Origin of the sequence: Halopseudomonas sp. (assembly GCF_041579695.1) — a bacterium.
Lineage (GTDB): Bacteria > Pseudomonadota > Gammaproteobacteria > Pseudomonadales > Pseudomonadaceae > Halopseudomonas.
This window is the reverse complement of the sequence record NZ_JBFGFI010000087.1, coordinates 1-12,289: the sequence shown is the minus strand read 5'-3', so window position 1 is coordinate 12,289 and position 12,289 is coordinate 1. Positions and strand designations below refer to the sequence as shown.

The window sequence follows — 12,289 nt, the reverse complement described above, 5'->3', positions numbered from 1 at the left end:
TTGCCATGAGACTTGTCAGGTCTATACTCAACCGGTCTGGCAGTTTTTTGGGGGGCCAGTCGCCAGATTCACTCCCGCATCGCAGGGGCGAAAATGACGGCATCCGTGTTTATCAAGTCCTGATGACGGTATAAATACTTTCCCCTCCGCTCCAGAAAAGATAAAAAAAACAAGGGGAACCGGGAATGTTGCGACATGCAAGCGCCTGGCTGGGTGGTCTGCTATTGCTGACACTCAGTGGCACAGTAAGCGCCGGGTGGGCATTCAATATGTCCGAAGGAGTGACCGATATCAGTCGGTCAGTATTCGATCTGCACATGCTGATCTTCTGGATCTGCGTGGTCATCGGTGTCATTGTCTTCGGCGTGATGTTCTGGTCGATGTTCATGCACCGCAAGTCCCGCGGCGCAGTACCCGCCACCTTCCACGAAAACATCTCGGTCGAAGTCCTCTGGACAGTCATTCCCCTGCTGATCCTCGTCGGCATGGCGGTGCCCGCTACCAAGACCCTCATTGATATATACGACGCCGAAGAGTCGGATGTCGATATCATGATCACCGGTTACCAGTGGCGCTGGCAGTACAAGTACATCGGCGAAGATGTCAGCTTTCTCAGCAACCTCACCACCCCGCGCAATCAGATCGACAATCAGGTCGAGAAGGGCGAAAACTATCTACTCGAAGTAGATGAGCCCATGGTCGTGCCGGTCGGCAAGAAAATCCGCTTCCTGATCACCTCCGCCGATGTGATCCACTCCTGGTGGGTTCCGGCGTTAGCCGTAAAGAAGGATGCCATCCCCGGCTTCGTCAACGAGGCATGGACCCGGATCGAGGAGCCTGGTATCTATCGTGGCCAGTGCACCGAGCTGTGCGGGCGCGATCATGCATTCATGCCCATCGTCGTCGATGCTCGCTCACAGGAAGATTACGACTCCTGGCTGGGAGCCAAGAAAGAAGCGGCAGCCGCCGAGAGAGACCTGCGTGACAAGGAATGGACGCTGGCCGAACTGATGGACCGTGGCGAGAAAGTCTACAACACCAACTGCGCCGCGTGTCACCAGCCTGACGGCACTGGCCTCCCTCCTGCTTTCCCTGCACTCAAGGGCAGTAATATCGCCCTGAACGACATCCCCGGCCACATTGACGTCGTCGTCAACGGCAAGCCTGGCACGTCAATGGCATCGTTCGATGGCCAGCTTTCTGAAGTGGATATCGCAGCAGTAATTACCTACGAGCGCAACGCGTGGGGTAACGATACGGGTGACGTCGTCAGCCCGATGGATATTCTCAACTTCAAAAATGGCCAATAGGAGACCATCATGAGTGCAGTGATCGATCACCATCACGCCGACCATGCACATGGTCCGGCCAAGGGCCCGCTACGTTGGGTTCTTACCACCAACCACAAGGACATCGGCACGATGTACCTGTGGTTCAGCTTCGCCATGTTTTTGCTTGGCGGCACCATGGCAATGGTTATACGCGCTGAATTGTTCCAGCCTGGCCTGCAGCTGGTTGTACCAGCGTTTTTCAATCAAATGACCACCATGCATGGCTTGATAATGGTCTTCGGCGCGGTGATGCCCGCGTTCGTCGGCCTCGCCAACTGGATGATCCCGATGATGATCGGGGCGCCGGACATGGCGCTGCCGCGTATGAACAACTTCAGCTTCTGGCTACTGCCTGCAGCCTTCGGCCTGCTGGTCTCGACGCTGTTCATGGAAGGCGGTGGACCGAACTTCGGCTGGACCTTCTATGCGCCGTTGTCGACGACCTATGCCCCGCCTAGCGTTACCTTCTTCATTTTTGCCATCCACCTGGCCGGTATCAGTTCGATCATGGGCGCGATCAACATCATCGCTACCATCATCAATCTGCGTGCCCCGGGCATGACGCTGATGAAAATGCCGCTGTTCGTCTGGACCTGGCTGATCACCGCTTTCCTGCTGATCGCAGTGATGCCGGTACTCGCAGGTGTGGTAACCATGATGTTGATGGACATCAACTTCGGTACCAGCTTCTTCAGTGCTGCCGGCGGCGGCGATCCGGTCATGTTCCAGCATATCTTCTGGTTCTTCGGCCACCCTGAAGTGTACATCATGATCCTGCCGGCATTCGGCGCGGTCAGCCAGATCATTCCAGCCTTCGCGCGCAAGCCGCTGTTCGGTTATACCTCGATGGTCTATGCGACTGCGGCGATTGCCTTCCTGTCCTTCGTGGTCTGGGCTCACCACATGTTCACCGTGGGTATCCCCCTGACCGGCGAGCTGTTCTTCATGTATGCCACCTTGCTGATCGCCGTCCCCACCGGGGTCAAGGTATTCAACTGGGTCAGCACCATGTTCCGCGGTTCGCTGACCTTCGAAGCGCCAATGCTGTTCGCCGTGGCCTTCGTGATCCTGTTCACCATCGGCGGCTTCTCGGGCCTGATGCTGGCGATCGCTCCTGCGGACTTCCAGTACCACGACACCTACTTCGTAGTGGCGCACTTTCACTATGTATTGGTACCGGGCGCGATCTTCGGCATCTTCGCTTCGGCCTACTACTGGCTGCCCAAGTGGACCGGCCACATGTATGACGAAGTATTGGCCAAGACGCATTTCTGGATGTCCTTCGTCGGCATGAACCTGGCCTTCTTCCCGATGCACTTCATTGGTCTGGCTGGCATGCCGCGGCGGATTCCGGATTACAACATGATGTTTGCCAACTTCAACATGGTGTCCTCGGTCGGCGCGTTCATGTTCGGCGCTACCCAGCTGTTGTTCCTGTTCATCGTGATCAAGTGCATCAAGGGTGGCCCGAAGGCCGCGGCCAAGCCGTGGGATGGCGCCGAGGGCCTGGAGTGGACAGTTGCATCACCTGCTCCCTATCACACCTTCAGCACTCCGCCAGAAGTGAAGTAAGGGGATGCGCGTAATGGGCGAAGGCTTGAGCACAAAACGACTGGTTGGCCGCCTGGTGCTGCTGGTCGCCGGCATGTTCGGTTTCGGCTTCCTGCTGGTGCCGATCTATGACGTGATGTGCGACGCCTTCGGCATCAACGGCAAGACCAATCGCTCAGCCTATGAGGACAGCGGCCAGACAGTCGACGAGTCACGCTCAGTGCGTGTGCAGTTCCTGTCGACCAACGCCCAGGGCATGGTCTGGTCGTTTGGCCCGCAGGGCAACGAGCTGGTCCTGCACCCCGGCGAAACGCGGGAAATGATCTTCACCGCGCACAATCCGACCGACAAACAGATGGTCGCCCAGGCGGTGCCCAGCGTGTCACCGTCCAAGGCCGCAGCGTATTTCCACAAGACCGAATGCTTCTGCTTTACGCAGCAGACGTTGCAGGCTGGTGAAACCGTGGAAATGCCGGTGCGCTTCATTGTCGATCCGGACCTGCCGCAGGAAGTTCACCGACTGACCCTGTCCTACACTTTGTTCGATATTACTGAACGCATGGCCGGCCCTGATGTGGCGGCCGTGCACAGCAACTGAATTTGACTGCCTGACAAGGAGAACAAGAGATGGCGAGTCACGAAACACACGAAACACATGAAGCCTATTACGTACCGGCCCAGAGCAAATGGCCGATAGTCGGTTCCATCGGCCTGCTCACCTCCGTATTCGGTGGCGGCACCATGATGGTCAGCAACGGCGAGAGCGGCCATCTGATACTGGTGGCCGGCCTGTTGATCCTGACCTGGATGATGTTCGGCTGGTTCGGCGACGTTATCAAGGAAACTCATCAGGGCCTTTACAGCGCCCAGATGGATCGCTCGTTCCGCATGGGCATGGGCTGGTTCATTTTTTCCGAAGTGATGTTCTTTGCCGCCTTTTTTGGCGCACTCTTCTATGTGCGCACCTTCGCCGGCCCCTGGCTGGCAGGTGAAGGCGACAAAGGCGTCACTGGCATGCTTTGGCCGAACTTCGATTACGTCTGGCCCCTGATGACCAACCCGGATCCGAGCCTGTATCCGGGGCCGAAGGAAATCATCAGCCCCTGGCAGCTACCGCTGATAAACACCATTATCCTGATCACCTCCAGTGTCACCGTCACCTTCGCTCACCACGCACTGCGCGCCAACAAGCGTGGCGCGCTCAAGGCCTGGCTGGGACTCACGGTAGCCCTGGCAGTGGTTTTCCTCGGGCTGCAGATCGCCGAATACTTCCATGCCTACAATGATCTGGGGCTGACGCTGGATTCGGGCATCTACGGCGCCACGTTCTTCATGCTCACTGGCTTCCACGGCGCTCACGTGCTGATGGGAACCATCATCTTGTCGGTCATGCTGCTGCGTATCTTCAAGGGTCACTTCACGCCGGAACACCATTTCGGCTTCGAAGCGGCGAGCTGGTACTGGCACTTTGTCGATGTGGTCTGGGTAGGTCTGTTTATTTTCGTCTACATTTTCTGATGCGGTTACGGCCGGCGGCCCAGCCGCCGCCGGATCGCCGGACCGTGCCAGCTACCTAAAAAAGATCAGTGGAGCCAGGGCGTGTTCCAGGTGAACTGACCGGACCAGAAACCATAGGCAATCAGCAACATCACCGCGACGGTCAGCCCTATCCTCACACTCAGAGCGGTCACCAGGCGACTCTGGCCGTCGGTGTCCTTGACCAGGAAGAGCAGGCCACTGAAGAGGCTGATGAGGATAGCGAGCAGCAAGGCCAGAATGACCAGTTTTAACCACATAATCGAACATCCATGCTTATGAAGGGTCTGGCCATTATAGCCCCTGCGAATGCTCAAGGTTGCCATGTCTGATTTTTCCTCCGCCGCAACACGCTTCGCTCCAGGCTGGCCCATGACGGCGTTTGTCGCTTTTTTCCTGCCGATACTTGTGATCCTGGGCTTCTGGCAACTCGACCGCGCCGAAGAGAAACGTCAGATGCAGGCGCGTATGGATCAGAGCCGCAGCGCTGTTGCAGTTTCGTTGGGCGAGTTACAGGGGACAGAGAATGTCGCTTGGCGTCCGCTGCAGATGCAAGGGATTTTTGATCCCGAGCTGATCTGGCTGCTCGACAACCGCACCCGCGATGGCCAGGCCGGGCTTGAAGTCCTTCAGGTATTCATCGATTCCGATTCGAGCCAGAGACTGGTGGTCAATCGCGGCTGGCTGCCCTGGCCCGATCGTCGCGATGTGCCCGTGGTCAGCACGCCGCGCGGAACCCAGCGACTGGATGGCGAGGCCCTTCCGCCCACCGAAGCGGGATTCACGCTGGGCGAAACCCATGTACAGCCAGGCTGGCCCAAGTTGATTACACGCGTCGACCTGGACGCGATGACGCAAGCCAGCGGTGAATCGTTGCTGCCCTGGATGGCGCGGCTGCGCACTGGCAGCGATGCTGCGCTGACACTTGACTGGCCGGCGCTACCGACGACTTCCAGCAAACATACCGCTTACGCGGTGCAATGGTTTGCATTGGCCCTGGCCCTGCTGGCACTCTTTGTCTGGGCCGGACTGCGGCCAGAACCCCCGGAGAACAAAAAGAATGCATGACAGGGAAAAAACGTCCGCGGCCGAAAAGAAACCGCGCGGACAACTCAAGCTGCTGGCCATCGTGGCTATCGTTCTCGGGCCCATACTGCTTGCCGGCATCATGGCAAAGCTTGGCGTGGGCATACCGGACAGCCAGACCAACCGCTCGGACCTGATCGAGCCAGCTATAGCTGTGGATGACTGGCAACTGAACCTTGAGCCGGTCGGCTATGGCGCGCCCTGGCGCCTGCTGGTAACTGCCAGCGGAGAGTGCGGCGAAACCTGCATTGCGCTGGTGCATGAAGCGCGGCAAATCAACGTGGCACTGGGCCGCGAAGCCGGAAGAGTGGAGCATGTATTGGCACTCGCATCACCGGCTGCAGGTGAATTGCTCGAGCGGCTGGAGCGCAACTATCCACGTCTGCAGCTCATCGCCCTGAATCCGGACGCATATGACCGCAGCCTGACAGCCCATCCGCTGGAGTGGCGCGAGGGCGCGCAGCTCTGGCTGATCGACCCGCTGGGTCGTGTGGTGTTGCATCAGGCCCCCGAAGAACCCGGCAAACAGCTGCTGGATGATCTGAAACACCTGTTGAAAGTGTCCAAGGTAGGGTGACGAACATGCGCAAACCCGGTTATGTTTTTGCCCTTTTCGCTCTGGCGCTGGGCTTTGTCGTGGTGATTCTGGGTGCCTATACCCGTCTTGTGCATGCGGGTCTCGGCTGCCCTGATTGGCCAGGCTGCTACGGCTTTCTCGGCGTGCCGCAGTCGCCGGAGTCGATCCAGCTTGCCGAGTCGCGCTTTCCCAACGAACCGGTTGAGATATTCAAGGCCTGGGCCGAAATGATTCACCGCTATGTCGCGGGCCTTCTGGGCCTGGTTATTCTTGGTCTCGCCCTCTACAGCCTGCGTCACCGACGCGTACCGGGACACCCGGTAGGCCTGAGCTTCGGCTTGCTGCTACTGGTGATCTGTCAGGCTGCATTCGGCATGTGGACCGTGACTCTCAAGCTCTGGCCGCAGATTGTCACAGCGCACCTGCTGGGCGGTTTCGCCACCTTGAGCCTGTTGCTGTTACTCGCGCTACGCCTGTCGGGGCGCTATACCACGCTGACTCCACAAAAATCAGTTGTGCGGGTGCGCCATTTTGCCCGCTTTGCACTGGTGGTAGTGATTGCCCAGATCATGCTCGGTGGCTGGACCAGCACCAATTATGCGGCGCTGGCCTGTGTCGATCTGCCTACCTGCCACGGCGTGTGGTGGCCGGAGATGAACTTCGCCGCCGGCTTCCATATGTTCCATGAGATTGGGCCGAATTATCTGGGCGGCATACTCGATGGCGAAGGACGCACGGCGATCCATGTGTCCCACCGCATCGGCGCTGTGATTACCAGTGTCGTGCTGCTACTGCTGGCATGGAGAATGACCGAGATCCGTCTCGGCGGGCTGGCAGGCCTGCTGGTCGCGGTCTTGGCAGCGCAAGTCAGCCTGGGGGTAAGCAACGTCCTGCTGCATCTTCCGCTGGCCGTCGCTGTAGCTCACAACGCAGTGGGTGCACTATTGCTGCTGGTAGTCGTGGCGATCAACTATCGCTTGCGAGCGCGGCCCAGGAATGCCTCTTTCAGCGCCGACAGATCATCGGGTCTGCTGGCCAGCAATTGAACCCTGGCGCATACTGGCAGCCAAACAATAATTCGAACAATGACGAACGCTTCGGCGTTCTGGGGAAGCTTTGATGACCACCTTGACCAATACAGCCTCGGCCGGAGCCATCTGGCGTGACTACCTGGAGCTGACCAAGCCCAAGGTCGTGGCGTTAATGATCATTACCTCGGCCATCGGCATGCTCCTGGCCACCGAGGGGATGGTGCCATGGACCATCCTGCTGCTGGGTAATCTAGGCATAGCGTTGTGCGCAGGGTCTGCGGCCACAGTGAATCACCTGGTCGACCGGCGGATCGATATACACATGGCTCGCACCCAGCGTCGTCCGGTAGCCCAGGGACGCGTCAATCCGATCAGTGCCATGTGTTTCGCCCTGGTAATGGGCGTTGCCGGCATGGCGATTCTGCTGACATGGGTCAATCAGGTCACCGCCTGGCTCACCCTCGGCTCGCTGCTCGGTTACGCAGTGGTTTATACCCTGTTTCTCAAGCGCGCCACTCCGCAGAATATCGTGATCGGCGGAATCGCCGGTGCCGCGCCGCCCCTGCTCGGCTGGACTGCGGTAACCGGTCAGATTGATGCTGAAGGGCTCTTGCTGGTGCTGATCATCTTCGCCTGGACACCGCCACATTTCTGGGCTCTGGCGATCCATCGCAAGGCGGAATACGCCAAGGTAGACATCCCGATGTTGCCGGTGACCCACGGCGAGCGTTACACCAAACTGCACATCCTGCTCTACACCTTCATCCTGCTGGCTGTAAGCATGTTGCCGTTCGTGATCCATATGAGCGGCCCGATCTACCTGGCCGCGGCCCTGCTGCTGGGTCTGCGCTTCATCGACTGGGCCTGGGCACTGTGGCGCGACAGCCGGCCTCACGCGGCAATCAAGACATTCAAGTTCTCGCTCTGGTACCTGCTCTGGCTGTTCGTTGCGTTGCTGGTCGATCACTACGTTGGAGTCGCCGGATGGCTATGAGTGGTGTGCAGAAGACGGTGCTGGTCACTGTCGCGGCGATTGCGTTGGTGTTGGGCGCCGTCGTGGCCAAGGTCAACCGCCAGGCGCCGCTCGATAGAGACGTGCTTTCCGAATCCGGTATCTTTCTGTTCGACAGCCCGCGCAGCCTGCCCGAGGTGACTCTAAAAGCAGCCACTGGCGACGAATGGAGCGAGCAGGATCTGACCGGGCAGTGGGATCTGTTGTTTTTCGGTTACACCTTCTGTCCGGATATCTGCCCGACCACCATGGCGGATCTGCGTAAAGTGGTCGAGTCGCTGCCGCAGGAAAGCCGGGACCAGCTCCAGGTCACCATGGTCAGTGTCGACCCGGAGCGCGACACGCCGAAACAACTGTCAGAGTACCTGGGCTATTTCAAGGCCGGGTTCAAGGGCGTCACCGGCGAACCGACGGAACTGGCGATACTGGCCCAGGCACTCTCTGTTGCCTATATACCACCGGACACCAGTGAAGAGAATTATCTGGTCGATCACAGCGGGCAGGTAGTGATGGTCAATCCTGAAGGGCAGTATGTCGGATTTATCCGCCCACCGTTCAAAACTGCGGAACTTAGCCGATGGTTGCCGCGCATCATGGCCAGCGAGTGATCACCCGCGGCGGGGCACCAGCATTCCCAGCAGAAACAGCGTAGCCGCACTGACCACAATGGACGGGCCCGCCGGCGTATCGAGATGCCATGACAGCGTCAGCCCGCCCAGCACAGCCATACAACCAATCACGCTCGCGCCCGCTGCCATCTGTTCCGGCGTGCGGGCATGACGCTGGGCGGTCGCAGGTGGAATGATCAGCAATGAAGTGATCAGCAGCACGCCGACGATCTTCATCGCTACCGCAATCACGATCGCAATCAGTAACATCAATGCAAGTCTGATGGCGGTAACCGGCAGACCTTCCACCCGCGCCAGCTCCTCATGCACGGTGATCGACAAGAGTCGCCGCCACAACCAAGCCAGCAATATACCCACCAGCAGCAGTCCGCCGAGCATCCAGTAAAGGTCAACGCGGGCGATCGCCAGCAAATCGCCGAACAGATAGGCCATCAGGTCGACCCTGACGTTGTCGGACAATGCCAGCACCACCAGGCCCAGCGACAGCGTACTGTGTGCCAGGATGCCCAGCAGCGTATCGCTGGCCAGCCACTGCTTGTGCTGCAGCGCAACCAGCAGCACAGCCAGCAGGACGCAACCCAGCGTGACCGAGACCGTCAGATTGATTTCCAGCAGAATACCCAACGCGACGCCCAGCAGCGCTGAGTGCGCCAGGGTATCGCCAAAATAGGCCATTCGCCGCCAGACCACGAACGAACCCAGGGGACCGGCGGTAACGGCCAGACCGAGACCGGCAAGCAAGGCATAAATCAGAAAATCAGGCATGGTCGCAGTCAGGTCCGTGGCGGTGTTCGTGGGCAGATTCGTCAACTATCTCGCCATGCAGATCATGGGCGTGATCGTGGTGATGGCTATATACCGCAAGCGCACTGGCGCGCTCGCCGAACAGCGCAAGAAACGCTGGGTCAGTACTGACCTGCTCCGGGTGGCCGGAGCAGCAGACATGACGGTTGATACAGACCACAGTGTTGGTCGTGGCCATCACCAGGTGCAGATCATGCGAAACCATCAGCACACCGCAGCCATAGCGGTCGCGCAACCGGTTGATCAACTGATATAGCTCGGCCTGGCCGTTCACATCCACTCCCTGTACCGGCTCGTCCAGCACCAGCAGATCAGGCTGGCGCAGCAACGCCCGGGCCAGCAGCACGCGTTGCAGCTCACCACCGGAGACCTGCTGCAGGGGCCGATCACACAGATGTGAAGCAGCTACGTCTTTCAGCGCAGCCAGCGCCTGGGCGCGCGTTGCACCCGGTGCCAGTAACAGAAAGCGCAATACGGTCAGCGGCAGACTGGCATCCACCTGAAGCTTCTGCGGCATGTAGCCGATGCGCAGGTGCGACTCTCGCTGCACTGTACCGGCATCAGCCTGGAGCAGCCCGAGCACGATTCTGACCAGGCTGGTCTTGCCCGCCCCGTTGGGTCCGATCAGCGTAACAATCTCCCCGCGTCGCACGCTCAGGCTGACATTCTCGAGGATCACATTGCCATGCAGGCGCAGGCTGACGTTGTCCAGCTCCAGCAGACGGTCGCTCATGCTGCCGCCTGGCACTGGGCGCACAAACCGATGATCTCAACCGTTTCGGACTCAATCTGGAATCCTGCGGTACTGGCGCTGTCGGCGATCGCCTGGCGAATAGGCGCACGATCAAGCTCGATCGCTACGTGGCATTGGCGGCAGATCAGAAATTGCCCCTGATGGCTGTGTTCCGGGCTCGGGCATCCGATGAAAGCGTTGAGTGAGGCGATCCGGTGGACCAGACCCTGCTCAAGCAGAAAATCCAATGCCCGGTATACCGTCGGCGGTGCCGCGCGCCGCCCATCCTTGCGGGCCAGAGTGTCGAGAATGTCGTACGCCCCGAGCGGCTTGTGGCTGGCCCAGACCAGTTCCAGCACACGCTTGCGCAGTGCCGTGAAACGCACCCCGGCACGCTCGCATAACTGTTCGGCGGACTCCAGCGCACTGCTGACGCACGCGCTGTGGTCATGGGGCTGATGTGGATCGTTGGGCATGCTCTGATCTGAAATCACGTTGTGGCCTTCAAAGATGATCTGTGCAAGGGCGCTAGTGCTGTTATCATATAACAATATTCTACTCGGAGGTATGATCATGCGCTTGCGTTTGCTTCTATGCGTGCTGTGCTGGCTCGGCACAACGCCTGCCCTGGCCGCGGAAAATTCCAGGGTGTTGACCACCATCAAGCCGCTGCAACAGATAGCCGCCGCCGTCATGAAGGATATCGACACGCCGGCGTTGCTGATGGAGCCGGGCGCCTCACCGCATAGCTATGCACTGCGCCCCTCCGACCGGCGCGCGCTGGCGGAGGCCGAGCGCATCTACTGGATCGGCCCCGAACTGGAACTGTTTCTGCAGGACCTGCTTGAGCGCCAGGACAGCGCAGTCGACCTGTTGCACCTACCGCAGATGGCGGTCCGGAAACAGCAGCAGGCGCACAATTTCCAAAAAGACGAGCACGCCAGTCATGCACACGGCCACGAGCATGATCACGGCAGCCTGGATGCGCATATCTGGTTGTCACCAGACAATGCAAAGGTGGTTGCCCGCTATATGGCCGAGGATCTGGCCAGCGTTTATCCGCAGCATGTTGATCAGTTACAAGCCAACCTGGCAGTCTTCGAACGCAGCCTGACGGCGCTGGACGATCGACTGCAAGTCCGCCTTTCGCCATTGCGCGACAAGCCCTATTTCGTCTTCCATGATGGCTATGGCTATTTCGAGGACCATTACGGCGTAAAGCCCCAGGGGATATTCAGCCTCTCCCACGAGGTGCAGCCGGGCGCACGTCACGTCAATCAGTTGCGTCAGCAGCTTCAGGCAGCAGGCCCAAGCTGCGTCTTCACCGAGCCGCAATTTACGCCACGCCTGGTCAACAGCCTGACCCAGGGCCTGCCGGTCACTGTTGGCGTGCTTGATCCGCTCGGAAGCGCGATCGATGTGGGCCCCAAGGGCTACGAACATATGCTGGAAGATATGTCCGGCGCGCTGGCTGACTGCCTGGAAGCGCTCTGATCAGAGCGCGATAGGCAGTTGCACAGCCACCTTACGGTGGCCTTCGAGTACCCGCATGAAGTGCCCGGGATCCTTGACCAGCACATCAGCCTTGTGCTGATGGCTGGCGGCTGCGATCCGCCGCGACAACCAGAAACGCAACGCCGCCAGACGCAGCATGTCCGGCCAGTGGGCCGCTTCCACCGCGAGAAAACGCCGTTGCGCCGCATAGCCGGCAAGCATCGCCTGGGCCCTTTCCGGATCCATGCGCGCGTCCGCGTCAAGACACCAGTCGTTCGCACAGATCGCCAGATCGTAGAGCGCCCAACCCGTTGCCGCATTGTAGAAATCGATCAACCCGGTCAGGTTGGGACCCTCGAACAATACGTTGTCGCGGAACAGGTCACCATGCAGGACCGTCTTGGGCATAGGCGGGCGTTCCTCGAGCAGGCTCCGCATGACCGGCAGCAGCGGCTCGACCAGTGCGCGTTCGGCCTGGTCCAGCTCATCGAGGAGACCGCCAGCT

At 59.5% G+C, this 12,289-nt stretch carries 15 protein-coding genes; 10 read left to right on the top strand and 5 right to left on the bottom strand.

Annotation, left to right across the window (positions count from 1 at the left end; translation table 11 throughout):
- Nucleotides 1–185 precede the first annotated feature (185 nt).
- Genes coxB through ABYA88_RS13620 form a run of 4 tightly spaced genes read left to right on the top strand, consistent with a single transcriptional unit; the run spans nt 186 to nt 4,400 of the window.
- A complete protein-coding gene (coxB, locus tag ABYA88_RS13635) occupies nt 186–1,310 on the top strand; it encodes a cytochrome c oxidase subunit II (RefSeq protein WP_373187926.1) in 1,125 nt (374 codons plus the stop codon).
- A 9-nt stretch (nt 1,311–1,319) separates the two neighbouring features.
- Complete coding sequence (gene ctaD, locus ABYA88_RS13630) at nt 1,320–2,903, top strand: cytochrome c oxidase subunit I (protein ID WP_373187925.1); 1,584 nt, start codon at nt 1,320–1,322, stop codon at nt 2,901–2,903.
- 13 nt (nt 2,904–2,916) lie between these two features.
- Nucleotides 2,917–3,480 (top strand): cytochrome c oxidase assembly protein, encoded by a 564-nt coding sequence (locus tag ABYA88_RS13625; RefSeq protein ID WP_373187924.1) that lies wholly within the window; start codon nt 2,917–2,919, stop codon nt 3,478–3,480.
- 29 nt (nt 3,481–3,509) lie between these two features.
- Nucleotides 3,510–4,400 carry a cytochrome c oxidase subunit 3 gene (locus ABYA88_RS13620; RefSeq protein ID WP_373187923.1) on the top strand — a complete coding sequence of 297 codons (891 nt, stop codon included), beginning with the start codon at nt 3,510–3,512 and terminating at the stop codon, nt 4,398–4,400.
- Nucleotides 4,401–4,465: 65 nt separating this feature from the next.
- Here the strand turns inward: ABYA88_RS13620 and ABYA88_RS13615 are convergent, their stop codons facing one another.
- Entirely contained in the window at nt 4,466–4,678 is a 213-nt protein-coding gene (locus tag ABYA88_RS13615) for a twin transmembrane helix small protein (protein ID WP_373187922.1), read from the bottom strand.
- 112 nt (nt 4,679–4,790) lie between these two features.
- On the opposite strand from ABYA88_RS13615, the gene ABYA88_RS13610 reads away from it, so the two are divergent.
- The 5 genes from ABYA88_RS13610 (at nt 4,791) to ABYA88_RS13590 (ending at nt 8,732) form a co-directional block, all read left to right on the top strand.
- Nucleotides 4,791–5,486 (top strand): SURF1 family protein, encoded by a 696-nt coding sequence (locus tag ABYA88_RS13610; RefSeq protein WP_373187921.1) that lies wholly within the window; start codon nt 4,791–4,793, stop codon nt 5,484–5,486.
- On the top strand, nt 5,479–6,081 hold the full coding sequence (locus ABYA88_RS13605; protein WP_373187920.1) for a hypothetical protein: 603 nt from the start codon (nt 5,479–5,481) through the stop codon (nt 6,079–6,081). Before ABYA88_RS13610 ends, ABYA88_RS13605 begins: the two co-directional genes overlap by 8 nt.
- Before the next feature lie 5 nt (nt 6,082–6,086).
- Nucleotides 6,087–7,127: a heme A synthase gene (locus ABYA88_RS13600; protein ID WP_373187919.1), complete on the top strand. Its 1,041-nt coding sequence runs from the start codon at nt 6,087–6,089 to the stop codon at nt 7,125–7,127.
- A 73-nt stretch (nt 7,128–7,200) separates the two neighbouring features.
- A complete protein-coding gene (gene cyoE, locus ABYA88_RS13595) occupies nt 7,201–8,106 on the top strand; it encodes a heme o synthase (RefSeq protein WP_373187917.1) in 906 nt (301 codons plus the stop codon).
- A complete protein-coding gene (locus ABYA88_RS13590; RefSeq protein WP_373187927.1) occupies nt 8,103–8,732 on the top strand; it encodes an SCO family protein in 630 nt (209 codons plus the stop codon). Before cyoE ends, ABYA88_RS13590 begins: the two co-directional genes overlap by 4 nt.
- Here the strand turns inward: ABYA88_RS13590 and znuB are convergent, their stop codons facing one another.
- From znuB to ABYA88_RS13575, 3 genes are read right to left on the bottom strand one after another with little or no spacing between them, the layout of a single operon-like run.
- The gene (znuB, locus tag ABYA88_RS13585) at nt 8,733–9,518 is read right to left on the bottom strand and encodes a zinc ABC transporter permease subunit ZnuB (RefSeq protein WP_373187916.1); all 786 of its coding nucleotides are present in this window, start codon (nt 9,516–9,518) and stop codon (nt 8,733–8,735) included.
- Entirely contained in the window at nt 9,511–10,290 is a 780-nt protein-coding gene (gene znuC / locus ABYA88_RS13580) for a zinc ABC transporter ATP-binding protein ZnuC (protein ID WP_373187915.1), read from the bottom strand. Before znuC ends, znuB begins: the two co-directional genes overlap by 8 nt.
- The gene (locus ABYA88_RS13575; RefSeq protein ID WP_373187914.1) at nt 10,287–10,766 is read right to left on the bottom strand and encodes a Fur family transcriptional regulator; all 480 of its coding nucleotides are present in this window, start codon (nt 10,764–10,766) and stop codon (nt 10,287–10,289) included. Before ABYA88_RS13575 ends, znuC begins: the two co-directional genes overlap by 4 nt.
- Before the next feature lie 97 nt (nt 10,767–10,863).
- On the opposite strand from ABYA88_RS13575, the gene znuA reads away from it, so the two are divergent.
- Nucleotides 10,864–11,784: a zinc ABC transporter substrate-binding protein ZnuA gene (gene znuA, locus ABYA88_RS13570; RefSeq protein WP_373187913.1), complete on the top strand. Its 921-nt coding sequence runs from the start codon at nt 10,864–10,866 to the stop codon at nt 11,782–11,784.
- On the opposite strand, the gene ABYA88_RS13565 is transcribed toward znuA, so the two are convergent.
- Nucleotides 11,785–12,289 (bottom strand): phosphotransferase (locus tag ABYA88_RS13565; protein WP_373187911.1); only part of this gene is annotated, 505 nt, incomplete at its 5' end. It lies immediately after the preceding gene.